The sequence below is a fragment of the Mesotoga infera genome, from assembly GCA_011045915.1.
In the GTDB taxonomy this organism is placed as follows: domain Bacteria; phylum Thermotogota; class Thermotogae; order Petrotogales; family Kosmotogaceae; genus Mesotoga; species Mesotoga infera_D.
In genome coordinates this window covers 17,861-36,434 of record DSBT01000082.1, presented here as the reverse complement: position 1 = coordinate 36,434, position 18,574 = coordinate 17,861, and the positions used below count along the sequence as shown (strand labels likewise).

The window sequence follows — 18,574 nt, the reverse complement described above, 5'->3', positions numbered from 1 at the left end:
CTTTGAGAGGCCTGCATCCAGTACAAAACGAACTCTCCGCTCCCACTGGTTTTTTCATTGAGCCTGTGAATCCTTTCTGTCTTCATTTCCCCGATCTTCCTTTACCCGAATCAGTTATCTCAACAAGCTCCGATGGATACGGTTCAAAGAATGTTTGAGTGGATAGATACTCGCTTTCAAAGGCAACGACGTATGAACGAAGAATATAAAGAGGAACGCTAAGAGGTATCATTCCTTCTCGATATCTGTCGAGAGTATCCAGAAAGAATCGCTTTTCCGAAGAGGATATGTAGTCTGAAAAGTAGCCAAGTCCGTGCATCAAAACATTTATATGCGAAGTGTGTTTTGGTGGGGTGGACATCGTCTTGTAGAAGTGAGAGGCATAATCATCATAAACGTCCCTAAGTTCTCTTGAGTCCATATTTCCAATGATCCTTCCCATAATTCTCATTTCATTCTGATTGTAGGACATGAACAGCAGCTTGTTTTCAGATTGAAATTCAACCAGGCCCTTTCTGGTAAGCTTGCCAGAAAGATCCCTGAAACGCGTGACGGTGAAGAGAGTTGTCAAGAAATGTTCTCTTATGATGTAATTGGATAATCTTCCTTCGTCTTCGATCGGAAGACAGTCGTATTTTGCAAGTGCAGCTGCTCCAAAGAATCCAGCGTCTCTGCCTGAGGATACAACTTTGCCTTCTGCTGGATAAATCTTGACATCCTTTACTCCACATGTAGGTGAAGCTGCTTTGAGAACAAATCCGTCTACTCTCTCCAGGCTGTCGAGAAATTCACTTGCAAAGACCGAGAGTCTTTCAGTAACGTCGATGCCTGTCAGTGGCTGAATAAGTCTTATTCCATTTGCTTTTGAAACCATTCTTATGGGTGCCCGGGGAACACCGAGCCCAATATCAAACTCGGGACATACTGTTAAGTAGTTTACATATTTGCCCAACCTACTCACGAATTTGCTGGGAATCATCTGCCCATTGTATCTGCAGCTTTCGAATCCCAGACATCTACTTACTACAACTTCCGGTCTGATTTGCGGCAACTAAGTGGCCTCCCTTTTCACTCTAGAAATCCAGTAATCTCTTCAGCTACTCTCATGGGAAACTCGATAAAGGGAGCGTGCCCCGCGCCCTCAATTACTTTTAGAACGCTGTTTGAAAGCTCTCTAGTTAGCTTTTCTCCATAATCCAGAGGAGAAATCTCGTCTAACTCTCCCCATAGAATCAGTGCGCTGCAGTCGATCTCAACAAGTGATTGTGAAAAGGGACCTCTGTCATTGCCCCTCATGAATTCATACAAGAAAGAGGCGGTCATACGATCTACCAGCGCAAAGTACTTCCCAAACTCCTCAGACTCGAAGTTGTTTCTATCTCCAAGTTTTTTTAGATAGATGAATCTTTGAATTGGATATGTTTGATAAAAGAACCTCATTACGGTCCAGGTGAGAATTTTGCTGCTCGACAGAAAGTCGGGCAAAAAATCTCTCTCACCATATGGAGAGGCATCTATTAAAACAAGACTTTCAATTCTTTCCGGGTAATAATACGCTATGTTCAAACCTATTTCTCCTCCCAATGAATGGCCAATAATATCAGCCTTTTCAATGTTCAGAAGGTCCATCAAATCAACAGTAAGGTCGGCGTACCCTTTTACTGAATAATCGCCTTTGTTGGAAGCAGTAGACAAACCAAACCCGGGCAGGTCTATAATGTAGATTCTTCTATTTGCTGAGAGAAGCTCTGCCAATTCTTGAAATTCGATATGAGATCCCGGGAATCCATGAATCATCAAGATCGGCTTGCCTTCTCCAACGATCTTCAAGAAAAGCTCCTCTTCATCTACTTTTAAATACCTTCCGTCTCTTTCTATCCGGTTAAAGTAGATCCTTGCCATCGTCACACTGAAAATACTGTTCACCACTAAAAGCGCCAAACCGATGAGCAGAATAAAAAAGAGAGCCTTAAATACTTTCATCCGGGACACCCCTTTTCGGGAAGTTCTGAAGTAACAATAATATACCATTTTTTTGTTATGAAGGTAATTTCGAAGCTTTGATACAAAAGCCATTGATTCAATACGCTTTCATCAACAAAACCCTGCAAGAAATCGCTCAAAAAATCGGTGAACCACTACTATTTTCTCTTTTTCATCTTACCAAGAAGTTCAGCTGCTTGTTCCGGGTTTAAATTACCCTCTTCGAGTTTTCTGATGATCTTTGAAGCCTCTTGAATCTGACGATTTGCAAGTTCGAATCCCAGACTCGTCACCAGTTCTTCCAGTTTGCTCCTTGCAGTTGGATAAGAGATATTCAGCTCTTTCTGAAGTTCTGAAAGATTGCCTCTGTTCTTGACAAAAATCTTGAGAAAGTCCAGTAGCTCGTCAGGAAGGGAAAGCAGTTCGTCTTGCGAAAACGTTCCGATTATTCTGGTCTTGCATTTCTGACAGGTATACTCCGTGATTGCTAGAACTCCACCGCAGCTAGGACACTTGTCAAGTCGTTTCTTCATTGAGCTCCCTCCATCCTGTAGCAAAAAGATCACTCCCCCGATAAAAAATGATATCAGCTTGACCAGCAAAAAGTCAATGGAAAAGAGACCAATATATGGAAGAGTTCCATATTTTAGTCCTCCACTTAATAAAAGTGGATACATAAATAACAATATTTGATTCTTGGATTGTAAAAAATGCAGTATTTGCCAACAACCATCGGGATTTCATCTCTGCAGATTCTTGATCAGTGAGATCGTGCAAAGCGAAGCCGGAAATCCTCAATGTTTGCTTTCTGAGGGGACCTTATTAGAAGTTCTCTGGAACCCATGTAATAATTGTATTTCGAGAAGCAACAGCCGGTTATCTATTCAATGATCGTCTGTTTGGTCTCTATGCCAAACTTTGATACAATTATCGCCGCGAATATGCTAAGAGAAGACATGAATACCATTACGACAAGTACACTTCCGGTGATTCCCATAATCAAGCTTGTGAAGTATGGTGCGACTATCCCGGCCGCTCTTGCCATGACTCCTGACGTTCCATTTCCGAGTGCACGCATCTCCGTGGGATATAACTCGGGCGTATAGGCGTAAACCATTCCCCATGCTCCAAGAACAAAAAGAGAAATTAAGACGCTTGCGAACAAGAGAAGCCCTGAGCTGCTTACAAAGGCGATGATAATTGAGGAAACTGCCATCCCGCCGAAGAAGAATATGAGGGAGGGCTTTCTTCCGATCTTTTCAATAAGCAGTGCTGCGGCCATATACCCGGGAATCTGCATAATCAACATGAAAAAAGTGTACCAGAGCGATGAGACGGGAGTCAGACCTTTTGACATGAAGATCTTAGGCGCCCAAGTGTAAATTCCATAATAGACGAAGCTTACAGCAAACCAGCTTGTCCAGATCATGATAGTTCTTCTGGCAAGGCCACTCCTGAAAAGACCAAGAAGCGGTTGCTTTGACATCGCATGCATTTCAATCTCTTCGTCAATGTTCCTTCCAAGTATTCTCTCAAGTGCAGACTTTCCCTTCTTCATGAACTCGTATTTTGGACTTTCTGGAAGGAAGAAGGTAATTATTAGAAGTGGAATGCTGAATATTGCGAGGAAATAATATGACCAGCGCCATCCGAGAATGTCCAATGTGATCATCGTGAATCCCCCGGTAACAATGCTTCCAATTGCCCAGCTAGATTCGAGAAGAGCAAGATAGAGACCTCGGATTCTTATTGACGAAAACTCAGTCAAGTAGGCATTTACTACGGGCAGAAGGCCACCATAACCGAAACCAGAAATAAACCTTCCTAGGGAGAACATTCTCATTGAAAGAGAAGTTCCCGTAATCCCTGTTGCGAGGCCGGCAATCAATAGAAGAAAGAGGTTTGTCCATTTTCTTCCAAATCTATCGGAAATAGCACCGGAAAAGAGTGCGCCTAATAACATTCCTGCAAAGACTGAGCTGGCCATCATGTCTTGATTTCCAGCAGTGCCCGTAAGATCAACTATAATCGATGGAAGCGTTAATGAAGTGATCATTACTCCACCGGCCACGAGCATCCACTCAAGTGAAGTCAAGATAAGCAGCCTGGTTCTTCTGGCAGAAGTTACATACTTCTGAATTACTTCGTCAATGTTCATGAGAGCCTCCTTCAGGTAGCCAAAAAGTCATTTCTTTCCAATTTGCCTCTTATTCTTCCAAGAGTCTCTTCTGTATCTGCCTCTATTGTGTGAAGATGAACACCGTCCTTCGAAAGGCTAAGAAGTGGTACCGCATGAGATGCTTTCAAAGCTGCGATGAATCTGTTAAGATCGTCCATGTTCGACAGGTTCAATTTCCCTTTCAGTTCCCCATATACGGCATGAATTATGCTTACATCGATAACGCGTCCACCTGCTCTAATTATCTCCGAAAGCTCTCTATAAATTTCCTTTTCTGAGTGTTTCACCGAAACGACCATTTTGCAACTCTTTTTTCCATTGAGAACGTACCCTCTTGCAGTCGACGATATGTTGAATTCTCTTTGTCTCAGTTCTCCAATGTCCTTCACAATCATCTGTCTGCTGACGCCGGTCTCTAGAGAGAGAGCCTGTCCCTTTACGGGACTGGTTGAACGTTTCAAGACTTCAATAATGAAACGTTGTCTTTCGAGCTTCTCCATCTTTCACCTCCTGCAACGGTCACATTATAGCAGCTACTTTACAGCAAGTTCAATCCAAAAAAAATATGCCCCGAAGGGCACATTAAAGAGTTCAATAAAGCTGGTGGCAAGGGACGGAATCGAACCGTCGACACACGGATTTTCAGTCCGCTGCTCTACCTGCTGAGCTACCTCGCCATCAATCTGGTGGAAGCGACAGGGGTCGAACCTGTGGCCTTCTGCTTGTAAGGCAGACGCTCTTCCTCTGAGCTACGCTTCCACCGCTGGCGCCCTCACGGGGATTTGAACCCCGGTCGCCGGCGTGAAAGGCCAGTGTCCTAGGCCACTAGACGATGAGGGCCGAAGCACGTATTTTATATTACACTATAAACTCCTCACGGTCAAGAGGTCGAAGTTTCTTTCGTGGTCGCAGCATACCAGTTTCTGATGTTCAACGAGCTTTGGGGAGGGTTTTTTCATGATAGAATCTTGAAGAAAGGGGTGATCATGGTGCCGATTGACTTCAGAATGACGAAGAAGGGGCTGATACTTCTAATTGATTCGTACAGGAGCGTCGATGAACTGAGGCAGGATATCATGAAAAAGTTTGCCGACGCAAAGGACTTTTTCTCGGAGGGCGATGAAATTTCCTTGATGCTCACTCAGGATACTAGCAAACCGGACGATATAGTGAAGATTGTTTCTTTATTGAGCGACCTAGGAGTACACGTTAAAGATATTCTTGTGGGGAGTATGGAGCAGAAGGATGTAAAGGTCGGTCAGAAGTACGATCTTGTTAGAGAAAAGATCACAGAGGTGCGGGGAGCACAAATTATCAGAAGGAATCTGAGATCGGGACAAATAGTTGTTCATAACTACGATGTAGTGGTTGTTGGGAATGTTCATCCCGGTGCGGAAGTTATTGCAGGTGGTAGCGTAGTCATATTTGGGAGTGCAAAAGGTGTACTCAGAGCTGGTTACTCTCAGGGTGAGACGGGAATCATTGCTGCAATTGATTTGCAGCCTTCGCTAATTCAGATAGGCAATTTCTTAACTCAGGAATACGATCATTTTGATGGCCCTGCGGTGGCTCACGTCAGGACCGGCAGGATTGTAGTTGAAGAGGCAGATGATGTCAAGTTTGAAGTAAAGGGGGAGGCGAGTTGAGTTTAGCCCGTTTGTTAATGGATCTCTCCGATGCTTTTGGACCTGTGGGATATGAAGATGAAGTACATTCAGTGATTAGACGAGAAATAGGTCCCTTTGTTGATGAGATCTTTACAGATCAGATTGGAAATCTCGTTGCAGTCAAAAAAGGAACAGGGAAGAGAATAGGGATATTTACTCATGTAGATGAAGTCTCTCTGGTGATTTCCAAAATCGATGAAAGAGGCTTCGCCAGATTTGAAGAACTTGGAGGTATAGATCCAAAGGTTCTTATTTCTCAAAGGGTGAGAATAAAGAGCAGAGACGGAAAGGAAAGATACGGAGTTATCGGGATGCTCGCTCCGCATCTCCAGAAGAAGGAGTCTAGAGGAGAAGTGCCTTCATTCGACGAGCTATTCATCGATGCTTCAATCAACCCCGATTATTCAAAGATCGACATTGGTGATCTTGCAGTTGTAGATTTTTCGGCATTTGAGATGAACGGAAAAATATCCGGAAAAGCTCTAGATGATAGAGCCTGCGCAGCCATCAGCATAGAGACTGCGAAAGAGCTTTCGAAGTATCTCTCAACTCCTACGGTCTACTTCGTGTTTACCACAAGGGAAGAAGTTGGAGCAATTGGAGCTAAGGGCGCCGCCGAATTGCTGGAAATAGATCTCGGAGTTGCAATGGATGTAACTCATCATGATAAAGAGAGCGATATTGAGATCGGGAAGGGGCCGGCTCTATCTGTTGGCGGTCCAAACATTCACAAGGGATATTTCAAATTGCTTGATGATTACGCGAAGGATAAGGAATTCAAAGTTCAATATGAGTTCGGATCGGGACGAACGGGAACCGATGCAGACAACGTCCAGATAGCCGGAAGTGGTGTTCCAACACTGCTTCTTTCCCTTCCACAAATGTTCATGCACACCCCGGTTGAAGTCGTTCAGATTAGCGATGTTGCGGGCACAGCACGATTGCTTGCAGGTTTCTTTATCTCGCTGAACGGAGGCGAGAGCCTATGAAACTTGAGAGACTGAAGAAGCTGTGTGAATTACCAGGGATTTCCGGATTTGAGGAAAAAGTTTCCTCTTTCATTAAGGAGATCGTTGAAGACAGGGTTGACGACATCTGGATAGACACAGTTGGAAACTTGATTGCCCTTAAGAAGGGAAATGGGAAGACTTCGAAGAAACTAATGCTTCTGGCTCACACGGACGAAGTCGGACTAATGGTAAAGAAGATCAATGAAGATGGCACACTGTCTTTCACCAATATTGGAGGAGTCGATCCTAGAGTGCTAATGGGTAAGAAAGTCTTGGTGGGGGAAAGCCTTACTCCTGGAGTAATCGGATTTGAAGCGATACATACTCAAGATCCGTCATCGATTCTAAAAACGCCCAGTATGGGTAAATTGAGGATCTACTTGGGCTATTCCAAGAGAGATGAGGCTTCTAAGAGCCATAGAATTGGAGATCCGGTGTTTTTCGATACTCCATATAATGAAATAGGCGACTACGCATTTGCAAAATCCCTTGACGACAGAACTGGTTGTGAGGTTCTCATAAGAGTGCTTGAAAGTCTTGATGGAATTTCGACTGATTTCGATCTCTATTTTGCCTGGGTTGTTCAGGAAGAGGTAGGTCTAAGGGGCAGCGGAGTCGCTGCAAATCAGATAAAGCCGGATGTTGCTCTGGTCTTTGAAAACACTACTGCCGGAGACAATCCGGAGCTTCCTGACTACAGATGGGCCACAAGTCTTGGAAGAGGACCGGTGTTGACATTCGCCCATAGTGGGCTCGTTCTTGACAAGAAGATCCTTGATACTGTTGTAGAAACCGCGAAGTCCAACTCACTAAGTTTTCAGTACAAAAGCAGAATAGCTGGAGGTACTGACGCAGCGAGACTTGCAAGAGTCGTTTCTGGCATACCTTCGGGAGTAATCTCCACTCCTTCGAGATACATTCATTCTCCAACCTCAATAATAAACATCAACGATTTTCTTGGAGTTGCCAAACTTGCCAGTATATTAGTTAAGGAAGGGAAGGTGCTGTCTAGATGAAAAGTCTAATTGAAAAGCTGGTCACGATTAGTTCTCCCAGCGGCAGAGAGAATGCAATAAGAGAAGCAATAGCTGGAGAGATCAAACCCTATATTGATGAGATGAAGATAGATCCTCTGGGAAATCTTGTTGCTCTTAAGAAAGGGAGGAGCGGCAGAAAGCTGTTGTTTGATGGTCATATGGACGAAATTGGTGTGGTTGTTACTCACGTAGATTCTAAGGGTTTTCTGAGAGTAGATTCAATAGGAGGTCTCTCCCCGTACATGCTTCTGGGTTCCAGGCTGGTCTTTGAAACCGGTGCTTCAGGAGTTGTAGATGTTGAAGGGGAGACAATCAAGGATTTTGGAGAAACAATGAAAAGTCTCGACTACGACCACATCTTCGTTGATATTGGCGCTACTGATAAAGACGACGCCGAGAAAAGAGCTCCAGTTGGTACCTTTGGGACATATGATTCAACATTCGTTGATCTCGGAAAGAGACTAGTTTCGAAATCAATGGACGACAGGATTGCATGTGCAATAATGATTCAGGTGCTGAAGGAACTGGAGCAACCCGAAGACGATGTTTATTTTGTCTTTGCGGTCCAGGAAGAAGTGGGAATCGTAGGAGCCAGTGTCGCCGCTTTTGATATTATGCCTGATATGGCAGTTGCAATAGATGTAACTGCGGGACCGGATACTCCCAAATCCTTCAAGCGAATGGGCTTTAAGCTTGGAGGAGGTCCGACCATAAAAATTAAGGATCGTGGAAGCATTAGCTCTTCGAGAGTCGTTTCCAGGCTAAAGGAAGTAGCAGAGAAAAGGGACATCCCTACTCAGTACGAAGTCTTGATATTTGGAGGCACAGATGCGAGAGGATATCAGACGACAGGAAGAGGCATAGCTTCGGGAACCGTCTCGATTCCGTGTAGATATGTGCATTCTCCACACGAAATGGTTGACTACGATGATGTTCTCAATGCCGTCCGACTGCTGAAGGCGCTTGCAGAAGAAGGAGTAGAATGAGAAGAATTGCTTTCACAAAGGAGTCGGCAGACAGATGTCAGCTGATTTTTGGGAAGGATCTAATTGACAGGCTTCCTCAGTCTGTAAGAATAGTCGACTCGGGATTCAGGAAGTTTTTTGGAAAGAGTTTGGAAGACGAATATCTGATGCCTGGCGGTGAACACATAAAGTCAGTTGATAGAGTGTTCGAAATCTATCAGCTGATAAGGACGTCCAAGAGCAAAGCTATTACCGTAATTGGTGGAGGTTCAATTATCGATCTTGTAGGCTACGCATCTGCAGGTCATGCAGAAGTTGAGAAGCTCTTCCTTTTTCCCACGACTACTGTAAGTCAAATAATGCCTGCTGTGAATGGATTCGGAGTGAATTTCGAGTTCGTGAAAGACTTACTTTCGTCAAAAGGACTGCCCAACAAAGTCTTTATCGATTCATCTATCAGCTTCTGGTCTTACAGCCACTTGTCGCGCAGCAATTTTCTCTTTCCCCTGCTAGTTGCGCTTTCCTTCGACAAGAGGTTGTTCAAGTATCTCTTTAATCATTTAGTTGCCGGCAGCGAAGTATCAGCTGAGCTTTGGGATGATGTGATTTTCTCCTCGGCAAAAGCTTATTTGACTGGAATAGAGATTGGGAAATCAGTTGTTGGCGGGGAAATTGCGAGGCACATTGAAACAGCTTCGAGACTGAGGGCAGGAAATCAAGTTTCTCTGATCGTCGGAGCAATGATCGAATTGCGCCTTGCTGAAGAATTGGGAGCAAATGACAACAAAATTGCCGAGGATTTCTTTCGGTCTGTCAGGCTACTATGGAAAGAGGATTGGACTTCAAGGATCGACATGTCTTCTCTAGTGGATGTGATTGATCAAAAGGGCGGTGTGAGAATCAGCATGCCCGACGAAGGACTTGATAAAACGCTCTTCGTTGGATCCAAAGTGTTTGAAAGGTTTGTTAGAGAAAAGACTTGGAGGGGATTGGAGAGCTTTGTATGAATGAAGGATCGCACGATTATGTTTTGAAGGCTCTGATTGTTGTCGTCCTTGGTCTGTCTGCGATAGTTCTCACGCTCGGTGGTTACGCGATAGTACTCAGGGAAGAAAACAAGAGATCGGAACTCATAATTGAAGAAATCCGCAATTCGGTTCTTTCTCCAATAGTTGATCAGCCTGAAATGGAAGAGAACCCCGTAAGTCTTCCAACGGGCACGCAGGTCATTAGGGAGACAATACCAATTCCTGAAACCCAGAACTTCTTCCTTGAGACTTTCGATTACCGAAGGTTGATAATCAACTCGTTTGACTTCCTGGCTGAAGGCTCGGAATTTGGATACGTGGTTGTGGAAGAAGGGACTGCATTCAAGTTGTGCGTGGAAAAGGGTCTCGGCAAGTATTTCATTACAAGAGTGGGAGACGGTTTTGGTGTGATGTTTCTGGGTGAAAATCCTCTTGCTGGGCTCTATGATTCGAAAACCGCATACGGAATTCAGCTGGTTTCTCATACAGTGTCCGATGGAATTGCTCCGCAAGTAATGGACCTAAGGAGTGCAGGGTTTCCCGCTTTTGTGTATAAATCAGTCACTGCTGATGGAAGGACATTCTATGCGGCGATTCTTGGAGTTTTTCCTGATGCGACAGCTGCACGAGAGTATTCTTCAACAGTTGATGTCGAGGCTCTCCAGAGAACAACCGGCTGGAACATCACAGATAGATTTCCGAGGCAATTGAAATGAGAAAGCTAACTGCTAAAGAGCTGCAGGTAACCGGATCGATTCTAGTACTTGTTCTCATGGGCTTTGTTGCACTTACGGGTTATAGAGGGACAGAGATTCAAGAAGATAGAGTCGATCAAAAGGAGTCCGTAGATTTCCCGATTGATCTAAACTCCTGTAGCGGGAAGGAGCTTGAGTTGCTTCCTGGAATTGGTCCGGCAAAGGCCAAAGCGATTATAGACTACAGAACCTCGGTAGGTTCATTCAGTTCAGTTGATGATCTTCTACTGGTAAGAGGTATAGGTGAGAAGACATTAAACGCTTTCAGAGAAATGGTATCTGTCTCAGGTGTGTCTGCCGAATCAACACATGGAGCTACCTTAATTGACATAAACGCGGCCGATGCAATTGCCTTACAAAGCATTCCAGGGATCGGTGAAGCCAAAGCAGCCGCGATAATTGAATTTAGAGAACTCAATGGATTGATAGATAATGAGGAAGATCTTCTAAAAATACCGGGCATTGGTCCCTCAATACTTAGTGAGGTTCTGGCCCACATTCTTCCCCTTCCTGAATGTGAGAAACAGGAAGGTTCAAAGAAGGTGAATATCAACGCCGCTGACTTGGAAGAGCTTTGCCGCCTACCCGGCATCGGCCCAGCCATTGCCCAGAGAATTGTTGATTTTAGGGAGAGTTTCGGACCATTTCGCTCATATGATGATCTGACAAAGGTTAGCGGCATTGGCGAAAAGACTGTTGTAAGGCTTGAGGAGCTGATCGAATTTTGAACCTACTTCATGTCTGCTGCGCGCCTGATCTTGTGAGCGCTGTTGTTAAGAGAGCCGAACTCAGAAAATCCGAGCTATTCTTCTATAATCCTAATATCTTTCCAGTTGAAGAATTCCTCAGGAGATACGATGCTTTGAGAAAGGTATGTGCAGAAATGTCTCTTGATCTCCCGGAACAATATTACTTTCCTGAAGACTTCTCGGATGTTCTAGATTCATTTGGTGCCGAGCGGGAAGGCGGGATGAGATGCGTAAAATGTATAGAACTCAGGCTTAGAAAGACCGCTATTTTAGCAAAATCGATTGGTGCTTCAAGTTTCACCACAACGCTTCTGGCAAGTCCCATGAAGTCAATCGCCCAAGTGACTCTGATAGGAGAGAAGCTGGCCGCAGAGTTTGATATTGAGTTTGTTTCCGGCAATTTTAGAGCAGATAGAGATGAGTTAAGAGATCTTCTAAAAGGTGTCTACAGGCAGAATTACTGCGGTTGTCTGCCCAGCAGAAATGAAGCAATAAGGAAGAGAGAGATCACCGATTCAAAGGATCGCGAAAGGCTTGAGAAAGATTTCAAGAAATTCGTCGATCTATGGGATTTCAGAGGTAGCGTGATTCCTAGGAGCAGGATTCATCTCGAGGAGATTTCGGATTTGAAAAAGTTAGTTGCGATAGTCAAACCCTCCGCGCTTTTCGATGATATCCGAGACGCGGAACTTGGGGACAGAAGATGGCTGAAGACTGGTAGCTACAATTGCCGAATAATCAGGGAGAAGGAGTAATGGAAGCTTTAGCTAAAAGGATCAGAACACTGGGAGAAGAGTGCGGCATGATCTTTCGCCTTGTGGACGAGAATGGAGTTCCTTACGATGGAAAAATCGATTTCGAAGTTCCTAAGCTTGTTCTTGCTCTTTCGAAAGCCACAGGTTCAAGAAGTTCAACGGTGGTTGATGGAATCCAGATTACCGCTCTTTATCTGGAAGATAGTAGAGAGAAGTGCTACTTGATGGTGCTTGGAGAGTTCCTTGAGGACAATGCATACAGGCTTTTAAGAACAGTAATAAAGCTCTATGAGGGCGATCTATGATTGAATTTTTCTTGCGTAATACAGGACGACAGATCGATCTTGATTCAACGCTGGATTGTGGTCAGACTTTTCGCTGGCTAAAGGACGGAGAGTGGTGGAAGGGTGTCGTTCGTGATACCGTTATTTTCTTGAAAGAAGATTCAGAGGGTATCACAGTGAGATCCTCTTCGGAATCTCTGTTGGGAAGAGACGTCCACCAGGGGATTGAGTACTATCTTGGTCTTGAAGATGATCTGCATGTGATTCATTCAACTCTGGAAAGGAGACTTCGAGCCTTCGACCTGAAAGTCAGAACTGTCTCTGAAAAGGCTCTGGCAGAAGCTTCTGGCCTACGTATTCTCAGACAGGATTCATTTGAAATGGTTGTTGAATACATCCTTTCAACTCGTAACAGCATACCAATGATTCGCTGGATGAGCGACAGATTATCTGAACTCTTCCCTGAGAACAGGATTGATTTCTGTGGAGAAAGCTTCTATGCCTTTCCTTCTTTGAGTCAGTTGAAGAGAATTTCGGAGGAAGCTTTAATCGGCCTGAAGATTGGCTTCAGAGTTCCGTGGCTCCTGAAGCTCTTCTCAAAAGTAGAGACAGAATCATACTTTTCGGAGCTTTCAACTTTGACAGTTGAAGAGAAGCTTGAAGAACTGACAAAACACGATGGTATCGGTTACAAAGTGGGAAGCTGCGTAATTCTCTTTTCTTATGGCGAACTTGGTGCATTTCCAGTTGATATTTGGATTAGCAGGGTTATGAAGGATTTGTTTGCCTTTTGTGGTTCCACAAAGAAGTTGATGCAGTTTGGAATGGATTCATTTTCTCCGTATGGAGGATACTATCAAGAAGCACTCTTCAGATATTACAGAACGCATAAACTGGGAAGAGATCTTAAGTGAGAATTAATGTTATCGGGGGAGGACTCGCCGGTTCTGAAGCCGCGCTAAGCCTTGCCGATTTTGGGAATGAAGTGGTTCTTTACGAGATGAGGCCTGCCAAGAATACGGAGGTTCATCACACGGGAAACTTTGCTGAATTAGTCTGCAGTAACTCGTTAAAATCTGAATCACTGGAAAACGCATCGGGTCTGCTTAAAGAAGAAGGATATAAGTTGGGATCCCGACTTCTCCAGATTGCTCATCATCACAGAGTCCCTGCAGGGAAGGCGCTCGCAGTGAACCGGGAGACATTTTCTGAAGAAGTCTCCAATAGAATGGAAAACCATCCTTTGATCAGAATTGAAAGACAGGAGATCTGTTCACTTTCCCTGGATGACTCGGTCAATGTCGTCTGTACCGGCCCTCTAACTTCTGGTTGTCTCGGAGAGTTTCTTACTGAGTTGTTTGGAGATTCGCTCTTCTTTTTTGATGCAGTTGCTCCAATAGTTGCGGCGGACTCAGTTGATTTTTCGCAGGCGTTTGTCGCGGATCGATACGCATTAGAAGGTGATTATGTGAATTGTCCGCTTTCCAGGGAGGATTACGAGGTGTTTTGGAAAGAACTGGTGATGGCGGAAGTGGCAGAGGTTGAGAATTTTTCGGATCGTTTTCTCTTTGAAAGATGTCAACCTTTTGAAGAGATTGCTCGAAGCGGGATCGATGCGCTTAGATACGGCCCTATGAAGCCTGTCGGATTGATCGAGCCCGTTACAGGTAAAGAACCGTATGCAGTAGTGCAACTCAGGAAGGAAAACGTTTCTGGTTCCTTGTTGGGCATTGTGGGTTTTCAAACAAGACTCAGGTGGAATGAACAGAAGAGAATACTCTCGCTTATACCCGCCCTGAGAGCCGTTGAAATTGTTAGGTACGGTGTAATGCACAGAAACACATTTCTTGACTCGCCGAGGCTTCTAAAGCAAGATTTACAATCCAAAATCAAGAAGGGGCTGTTCTTCGCAGGACAGATCAGTGGCCTCGAGGGATACGTTGAGGCAATAGTCTCCGGTAGGATTGTTGCGATGAATGTGAATCGTTTCGTTCATGGTTGCCGGACCCTTATTCCCCCAACTGAGACTATGATAGGCGGACTAATCCAGCATGTCACAGTCTCGGGCAGAAGTCCTCTGAAACCTGTGTATGCAAATTTCGGTTTGCTTCCCGAAATTAGGATAAGGAACAAAAGAGAAAAGAACAGAGTGAAGGTAATTAGAGCGCAAGAGGAAATACAGCGCTTCCTGGAAGGGGTGGAGAGATGATTCTCATCAGTCAGCCGGTTTTTTCGCCAAGGCCGTGGGGCAACCGGAACTTGAACAGACTTTACGGGATTGCATCTAAGGAACCCATTGGTGAGGTCTGGCTTCTGTCTGATATTGAAGACATGAAGACGCGCTTGACTGCGGACTCAACAACAGTTTACCCAGAGAGTATTGTGGAGGAATTAGTGGGACACGCTTTGCCGAGATTTCCACTGATGGTGAAGTATATCTCTGCAAATGAATGGCTATCAGTGCAGGTCCACCCTGACGATGAACTTGCTAAAATCTATGAAGGAGAGCCTTGGGGGAAAAGCGAGTGCTGGTACTTCCTGGGCGAAGGTCAGGTTCTTGCAGGACTGAAGGAAAGAGAAAAGTCATTCCCTGACGTCAGAGAAGAAGACCTGAACTACATTCGCCTGAGACGAGGAGATCTCTTGTCACTGCCTGCCGGCATTGTACATGCAATAGGACCCGGTTCGAAGCTCATAGAGATTCAGCAGAACAGCGATATTACTTACAGGCTCTTTGACTGGAATAGGGGACGGGACCTAAACCTCGATAGAGCGTTGAATGTTAGCAAACCCTCGCTCATGCCCAAGCTTGAGAAGAAAATGAATCATTTCGAGTGGGAGTATTTCTCAATCGAGAAGACCGATTCTTTCTCCGGAAAGGGAATCTGTATAACAATCGGAGATAAGCCAACTTTGTACGTTGTTATTGATGACCTGTTGGAAATGGAGACTGAGTTTCTGGCGGTTACTCTTGGTCCGTTTTGGGGTGGGGCTATATGAAGCGTTTGGTGGCAGTTGTGATTACTTTGACCGTTTTGGCTCTCGTCTTTGCGATTGACAACATCGACCTTCTCCTTTCGAAAGAGTACTTGGTTGAATTGCAGTCACAAAATAGTCATGATCCGGAAGCAGAAGCCTTCCTGGCCATAGCAATCGGGCTCAAATATAGAGAGACAATTCAACCAAATTACAAAGTGTGGTTCACCAACCTCTATTCAGGTCTTGAAGTGAATCTTCTTTCTCCTCAGCTGCAGGAAGGTCTACAGATAGTAGAAGAACTGGTTTTCGTATCCACTGTCTCGGCACTAAATATGCTTTATTCAACTATGAGCAATGATGATCTGATCAAAGCGATTTCGTTGAGAGCTTTCTTCTACGACTGGATCGACACAAGGGATCCCAGGTCGGCGAGACAGATAGAAGAGACTGCCAACGAGCTTATTGATGACCGACCCGGTCAGTATTTTCCTTACAAAGCTCTTTTGGAGCTATATTCTAGCGGCGGTTCAATGGACGGCCAGAGACTCCTGGAAATTCGTGAGAGAATATTTTCTGAGAATATTGAGGGATTGCTTGGAGATGATCTGATACAAAGTGAATTTGTGTCAGGACTAGAAGAACTTGTGATAGACGATTTTGTGAGGCTGGGATCAGAGGATCCTCTATCGAGATACTACGCTGCAATGTCGTACATTGAAACTGGAGAATCTGCGGCAGGTTTTGAGATCCTTGAAGATCTTGATTTGAATAAGATTCCGCCTAGATTAGCTTCCAATGCCTCCTTGGTAATTGGAGACTTGAAACTTGAAGAAGGCGATTTTGACAGAGCCATTGAGCGATATCAAGAATCAGTAAGATTCTGGTCCAACAATTCGCGAGCTATCAGAAATCTTGGAATGGCATACTATAAGACCAAGGATCGAGACTACTACGATCTTGCGAGATTCTATCTACAGCTGAGTGGCTATGAGGATTTCGATACTGAAGTGAAGTCGGCCTTGAGCGAGTTAAGAAGAAGAGCGATATTTGAGCTGGCACTTGTCACAGTGGTTCCGCTGACTGTGGTAGTAGTTGTAGGACTCTTTCTGTTAGAATACGTTAGTAGAAAGAGAAAGAGTTCACAAGAGCGGAAGGCAATGAGAGAAGACGGAGGAAACAATGAGGATTGATGTTCTAGATAAAGGTTTTGTTGAGCTAGTGGATCAGATGGGTGATGACTATTCTGCGGTCCAAGCTGCGAGAACTAGCTACGGCAAGGGTTTAACAAACAAAGAAAGAGACGATCGCCTTATCCATTACTTGATGAAGAACGGGCATCATTCGCCCTTTGAACATATTGTGTTCAAGTTTCATTTGAAACTTCCAATTTTTGTGATGAGACAGCTTGTCCGTCACAGGATCGCGTCTATCAACGAGCGGAGTGGTAGATATACAGAGTTCTCTGAAGAGTGGTATCTGCCGAGCGAAATAAGGACTCCCGACAGAGACAACAGGCAGGGTTCGGTTGTTAGTGACGACACGAAGCTGAACAACACGGCGATCGAAATTATCAGCAAAGCCTATAAAAATTCCTTTGACGCATATTCAAAGCTTCTCGAAATTGGGGTTGCGAGAGAGGTAGCGCGAGTCGTTCTACCAACTTCAATGTACACAGAGGCTTACTGGACCATAAACGTCAGGTCGATGATGAACTTCCTCAACCAGAGGGCAGATTCACATGCTCAAGTGGAAATCCAGCAGTATGCAATCGCGATTGCAGAGATTCTGAAGACAAGTTGTCCGGTGACGTTTGACGCCTTCATTCAGCACAACTACGCGGGTGATCTTCTGAACAAGGAGGTTAGGGGATGAGGTTATCTAAAATCATCCAGTTACTCGAATGTGAAGTTCTCATCATCAAAGATGAAGATCCTGAGATAGAGTCAGTGGGTGCGGCCGACCTGATGAGTGACGTACTTGCTTTTGGAGGCCCCGGAATGATTCTAGTGACGGGTTTGAACTCTCCTCAATGTGTTAGAACAGCTTCTGTGGTTGGAGCTGCAGCAGTAGTCATTATTAGGAAGAGGAATGTTCCTGAGACCACTATTGAGCTTGCTCGGGAACTCGACATGCCCCTTGTCCATGCAAAGATGTCGATGTATAGAGCCTGTGGGATTCTATTCAGAGAGGGTCTCGGAGATTCTCTTGAGGAAGGCAAACATCTTGGCTGAAAGAAATGTTGATGAGCTTCTTGACAAACTGAGGGGATTGTTCGCCGATATTACGGCAGAAGACATAATGATAAGAAGCGTTGTAACTCTCACTAAAGATAGAACGATGTGGCAGGCTAAGGAACTCATGAGAATCTGTAAGATTTCGGGTGTCCCCATTACCGATGTTGACAATCAGCTTGAAGGAATAGTCAGCATAGAAGATATAATTGTTGCTCTGGAAGGTAACTACATTACAGATCCAATAGAAAAGCACATGACCAGAGACCTAATAACTTTCTCACCGGAGACTAATCTCGAGATGCTAATCGAGCGATTCAACCGTTACAGGTACGGAAGATTTCCGGTGGTGGATTCTAACGGAAAGCTTCTCGGCATAATTTCCAAGAAGGACATAATCGGGGCGATTCTTGACAAATTTAGGCTTATTTACGTTCACGATACGAGAAGAAGAGAAGTGCTGGAAAGAAGCGTTGACTGGTTTGACAAGTCTTTGATTTCAGGTGACTATGTTGAAAAAACCAGTGCAGATTTCGTCTACCACATTGATTATACCGATATTGACACGGCGGGAGTCGGGTCTGCCAAGCTAAAGAGTTATTTGAAGACATTGACAGACGATGATACCCTCATAAGAAGGGTTTCGATTGCTTGTTACGAAGCTGAAGTCAATGTTGTGATCCATAGCGGAAGTGAAGGGTACATCTTTGCCTGGTACGATGAAGACGTTGCTAGAGTAAGGGTTGAGGATTATGGAAGAGGAATAGATAATGTTGAACAGGCGATGAAGGAAGGGTTCTCAACTGCTTCAGATCATGTTCGTGAACTTGGTTTTGGTGCTGGAATGGGTCTGCCAAACATGAGGAGATATTCGGACAAGATGGTTGTGGTCTCTGAAGCAGGAAAAGGGGTCGTCGTGGAAATGCACTTTTATCAGAATGGGAGGAAATGA

Annotated in this window: 21 protein-coding genes and 3 tRNA genes; 16 read left to right on the top strand and 8 right to left on the bottom strand. The window is 44.6% G+C overall.

Annotated features, from left to right (window positions below):
* Positions 1-82 precede the first annotated feature (82 nt).
* The 8 genes from ENN47_02875 to ENN47_02840 all read right to left on the bottom strand — a co-directional run bounded on the left by ENN47_02875 (position 83) and on the right by ENN47_02840 (position 5,002).
* On the bottom strand, positions 83-1,051 hold the full coding sequence (locus tag ENN47_02875) for a DUF1722 domain-containing protein (GenBank protein ID HDP77128.1): 969 nt from the start codon (positions 1,049-1,051) through the stop codon (positions 83-85).
* Positions 1,052-1,068: 17 nt separating this feature from the next.
* On the bottom strand, positions 1,069-1,983 hold the full coding sequence (locus ENN47_02870) for an alpha/beta hydrolase (GenBank protein HDP77127.1): 915 nt from the start codon (positions 1,981-1,983) through the stop codon (positions 1,069-1,071).
* Positions 1,984-2,141: 158 nt separating this feature from the next.
* The gene (locus tag ENN47_02865) at positions 2,142-2,516 is read right to left on the bottom strand and encodes a DUF2089 domain-containing protein (GenBank protein ID HDP77126.1); all 375 of its coding nucleotides are present in this window, start codon (positions 2,514-2,516) and stop codon (positions 2,142-2,144) included.
* A 347-nt stretch (positions 2,517-2,863) separates the two neighbouring features.
* The gene (locus ENN47_02860; GenBank protein ID HDP77125.1) at positions 2,864-4,141 is read right to left on the bottom strand and encodes an MFS transporter; all 1,278 of its coding nucleotides are present in this window, start codon (positions 4,139-4,141) and stop codon (positions 2,864-2,866) included.
* A gap of 11 nt (positions 4,142-4,152) precedes the next feature.
* On the bottom strand, positions 4,153-4,662 hold the full coding sequence (locus ENN47_02855; GenBank protein ID HDP77124.1) for a transcription repressor NadR: 510 nt from the start codon (positions 4,660-4,662) through the stop codon (positions 4,153-4,155).
* Between the two features lie 101 nt (positions 4,663-4,763).
* Positions 4,764-4,839 (bottom strand) — tRNA-Phe (locus ENN47_02850).
* Between the two features lie 7 nt (positions 4,840-4,846).
* A tRNA-Val gene (locus tag ENN47_02845) sits at positions 4,847-4,921 on the bottom strand.
* Positions 4,922-4,926: 5 nt separating this feature from the next.
* Positions 4,927-5,002 (bottom strand) — tRNA-Glu (locus tag ENN47_02840).
* A 149-nt stretch (positions 5,003-5,151) separates the two neighbouring features.
* Between ENN47_02840 and minC the strand changes: the two genes are divergently transcribed.
* Genes minC through ENN47_02760 form a run of 16 tightly spaced genes read left to right on the top strand, consistent with a single transcriptional unit; the run spans position 5,152 to position 18,574 of the window.
* Positions 5,152-5,808 (top strand): septum site-determining protein MinC, encoded by a 657-nt coding sequence (gene minC / locus ENN47_02835; protein HDP77123.1) that lies wholly within the window; start codon positions 5,152-5,154, stop codon positions 5,806-5,808.
* Positions 5,805-6,818, top strand: coding sequence for a M42 family peptidase (locus tag ENN47_02830; GenBank protein ID HDP77122.1), 1,014 nt, complete (start codon positions 5,805-5,807; stop codon positions 6,816-6,818). Before minC ends, ENN47_02830 begins: the two co-directional genes overlap by 4 nt.
* On the top strand, positions 6,815-7,855 hold the full coding sequence (locus ENN47_02825; protein HDP77121.1) for a M42 family peptidase: 1,041 nt from the start codon (positions 6,815-6,817) through the stop codon (positions 7,853-7,855). Before ENN47_02830 ends, ENN47_02825 begins: the two co-directional genes overlap by 4 nt.
* A complete protein-coding gene (locus ENN47_02820; GenBank protein ID HDP77120.1) occupies positions 7,852-8,862 on the top strand; it encodes a M42 family peptidase in 1,011 nt (336 codons plus the stop codon). The genes ENN47_02825 and ENN47_02820 overlap by 4 nt, the downstream gene beginning before the upstream one ends.
* Positions 8,859-9,848: a 3-dehydroquinate synthase gene (locus tag ENN47_02815; protein HDP77119.1), complete on the top strand. Its 990-nt coding sequence runs from the start codon at positions 8,859-8,861 to the stop codon at positions 9,846-9,848. The genes ENN47_02820 and ENN47_02815 overlap by 4 nt, the downstream gene beginning before the upstream one ends.
* A complete protein-coding gene (locus tag ENN47_02810; GenBank protein ID HDP77118.1) occupies positions 9,845-10,585 on the top strand; it encodes a sporulation protein in 741 nt (246 codons plus the stop codon). The genes ENN47_02815 and ENN47_02810 overlap by 4 nt, the downstream gene beginning before the upstream one ends.
* Entirely contained in the window at positions 10,582-11,352 is a 771-nt protein-coding gene (locus ENN47_02805) for a ComEA family DNA-binding protein (GenBank protein ID HDP77117.1), read from the top strand. Before ENN47_02810 ends, ENN47_02805 begins: the two co-directional genes overlap by 4 nt.
* Positions 11,349-12,128, top strand: a complete 780-nt coding sequence (locus ENN47_02800; GenBank protein HDP77116.1) for an epoxyqueuosine reductase QueH — start codon at positions 11,349-11,351, stop codon at positions 12,126-12,128. The genes ENN47_02805 and ENN47_02800 overlap by 4 nt, the downstream gene beginning before the upstream one ends.
* The gene (locus ENN47_02795) at positions 12,128-12,433 is read left to right on the top strand and encodes a hypothetical protein (GenBank protein HDP77115.1); all 306 of its coding nucleotides are present in this window, start codon (positions 12,128-12,130) and stop codon (positions 12,431-12,433) included. The genes ENN47_02800 and ENN47_02795 overlap by 1 nt, the downstream gene beginning before the upstream one ends.
* The gene (locus ENN47_02790; GenBank protein ID HDP77114.1) at positions 12,430-13,326 is read left to right on the top strand and encodes an 8-oxoguanine DNA glycosylase; all 897 of its coding nucleotides are present in this window, start codon (positions 12,430-12,432) and stop codon (positions 13,324-13,326) included. Before ENN47_02795 ends, ENN47_02790 begins: the two co-directional genes overlap by 4 nt.
* Entirely contained in the window at positions 13,323-14,621 is a 1,299-nt protein-coding gene (locus tag ENN47_02785) for a methylenetetrahydrofolate--tRNA-(uracil(54)-C(5))-methyltransferase (FADH(2)-oxidizing) TrmFO (protein HDP77113.1), read from the top strand. Before ENN47_02790 ends, ENN47_02785 begins: the two co-directional genes overlap by 4 nt.
* Entirely contained in the window at positions 14,618-15,412 is a 795-nt protein-coding gene (locus tag ENN47_02780; protein ID HDP77112.1) for a phosphoheptose isomerase, read from the top strand. The genes ENN47_02785 and ENN47_02780 overlap by 4 nt, the downstream gene beginning before the upstream one ends.
* Positions 15,409-16,581 carry a hypothetical protein gene (locus ENN47_02775; protein HDP77111.1) on the top strand — a complete coding sequence of 391 codons (1,173 nt, stop codon included), beginning with the start codon at positions 15,409-15,411 and terminating at the stop codon, positions 16,579-16,581. Before ENN47_02780 ends, ENN47_02775 begins: the two co-directional genes overlap by 4 nt.
* Positions 16,571-17,263, top strand: a complete 693-nt coding sequence (locus ENN47_02770; protein HDP77110.1) for an FAD-dependent thymidylate synthase — start codon at positions 16,571-16,573, stop codon at positions 17,261-17,263. Before ENN47_02775 ends, ENN47_02770 begins: the two co-directional genes overlap by 11 nt.
* Entirely contained in the window at positions 17,260-17,622 is a 363-nt protein-coding gene (locus ENN47_02765; GenBank protein ID HDP77109.1) for a hypothetical protein, read from the top strand. Before ENN47_02770 ends, ENN47_02765 begins: the two co-directional genes overlap by 4 nt.
* A complete protein-coding gene (locus ENN47_02760; GenBank protein HDP77108.1) occupies positions 17,597-18,574 on the top strand; it encodes a CBS domain-containing protein in 978 nt (325 codons plus the stop codon). Before ENN47_02765 ends, ENN47_02760 begins: the two co-directional genes overlap by 26 nt.